At 67.8% G+C, this 1,374-nt stretch carries 1 protein-coding gene; it reads left to right on the forward strand.

Annotation, left to right across the window (positions count from 1 at the left end):
• Nucleotides 1–20: 20 nt before the first annotated feature.
• Nucleotides 21–1,374: ATP-binding protein (locus tag AC1D15_RS32365; protein ID WP_477829285.1), on the forward strand; the 1,354-nt coding region annotated here is incomplete at its 3' end.

The following is a 1,374-nucleotide window of genomic DNA, read 5'->3' on the forward strand; positions in this document are numbered from 1 at the left end:
ATGCACGCCTGATCAGGCACATGCTCTCGCAATCGCGGACCGACGAGTTCACGCTGGCCTGGTGCGAAAGCCTGGATGCGGGTGTGCAGGCGCTGGCGGAGCAGCACTTCGACGTGCTGTTGCTCGACCTCGGCCTTCCCGGAACCTGGGGTCTCGACACGATGCGCCAATTGCTTGCGCAGCCGGTGAAGGTGCCGGCCCTGGTGGTGATGAGCGGGCTCACCGACGAGGCGGTCGCGCTCGAGGYGATCCGCACCGGTGCGCAGGACTACCTGGTGAAGGGCGAGGTGACCGCGGACCTGCTGTCGAGGGCGATCCGCTATGCGATCGGGCGGCGCCAGGCAGAGGACATGGTCCTGGCCCATACCGCCGAATTGGTGATTGCGCGGGATCGGGCGGAGGTGGCCAACCGGGCGAAGAGCGCGTTCCTCGCGGCGATGAGCCACGACCTGAGAACGCCGCTCAACGGCGTGCTGGGCTTCGCGCAACTGCTGCAACGGGACAGGAACCTGACGCAGCGGCAGCAGGCGGGCGTGAATGCCATCCGGCAGAGCGGCGAACACCTGCTGACCTTGATCAACGACATCCTCGATCTCGCGAAGATCGAGGCCGGCAAGTTCGAGCTGTGTCCGACGGTGTTCGATCTCCCGCGCTACCTCGACGGCCTGGTCGAGTTGATGGGCGTCAGGGCCAGGCAGAAGCCCGCGTTGCAGCTGGGTGCGGAGCTGTCCGCCGACCTGCCGGAGACCTTCCGGGCCGACGAGAAGCGGCTGCGGCAGGTGTTGYTGAACCTGCTCGACAACGCCGTCAAGTTCACCGAGCGCGGCACGGTGACATTGCGGGTGCGGACCGGCGGCTCGAACGCGCTGCGCTTCGAAGTGCAGGACAGCGGCGCCGGCATGGATGCCGCGCAGCTGTCACGGCTGTTCCAACCGTTCGAGCAGGTGGGTGGGCTCGAGGACCGAAACCGCGGTACCGGCCTGGGCCTGGCGATCAGCCGGCAGTTCGTGCGGCTGATGGGCAGCGAGATCCACGTTCAGAGCGCGAAGGGCGAAGGCACGCGCTTCTGGTTCGACCTGGCGCTGGAGCCTGCTGCGCAGGAGAGCCCGTCCGCACCGCCATCGGCACCTGGCTGCGTGATCGGCTATGCCGGGGTGCGGCGCAGGATCCTGGTGGTGGACGACGTGGTGACCAACCGCGTCTTGTTGCTCGACATGCTGGGCGGCCTGGGCTTCGAGCTGTGCGAGGCCGGTGACGGCACCGAGGCGTTGTCCGTGCTCGCCAGCAGCAAGCCGGACCTGATCCTGCTCGACATCCGGATGCCCCGCCTCGGAGGCCTTGAAACCCTGGGCCTCCTGCGGCAGACCCATGCGC

The organism is Rhizobacter sp. P2_H2 (assembly GCF_056403375.1).